General features: G+C 36.3%; 1 protein-coding gene. It reads left to right on the top strand.

The features are described from left to right. The first annotated feature begins 29 nt into the window (after positions 1-29). Positions 30-371, top strand: coding sequence for a hypothetical protein (locus tag ACP45E_RS01980; protein ID WP_017038652.1), 342 nt, complete (start codon positions 30-32; stop codon positions 369-371). The last annotated feature ends 28 nt before the right edge of the window (positions 372-399 follow it).

Genomic DNA, 399 nt, shown 5'->3' with positions numbered 1-399 from the left:
CCACTTAGTAAGGCGTTAGGCATCTTTATATGAGCTTTGATATTATCGTTCTTAAGCCAGTTGATTGTAGTATTGTTGATTTACATGAAGTATCAGCTGCATTGCCATTTGGCACTCAGGACAATGTTAAGTGTGCTTTCTTTAGTGAGTTTCCTGATTGCTTTAACAATTTATATACAGAGTTAAATGAATATAGTGTTGAGTTGTCTATTTACGATGATCCTGTTGAGTCTGCGCATATGACACTTTGGTACGGAGATGATTGGTCAACATTAAGTGGGGATAAGTTTATGGATGCATTGTCTAGAGTTTGCAATAAATTAGACGTTATTGCTTATGCTGTTTCAGATAACTCAAAAATTGCACCGTGAATGCCTAACAAGGCGTTTAAACGGAACA

Source organism: Vibrio genomosp. F10 str. 9ZD137 (assembly GCF_049974785.1).
Lineage (GTDB): Bacteria > Pseudomonadota > Gammaproteobacteria > Enterobacterales > Vibrionaceae > Vibrio.
This window is presented reverse-complemented; position numbering and strand designations above follow the sequence as displayed.

Excerpts from the sequence above, each read along its gene's own strand:
- ACP45E_RS01980 (WP_017038652.1), top strand. The coding sequence starts at position 30 with ATGAGCTTTGATATTATCGTTCTTAAGCCAGTTGATTGTAGTATTGTT.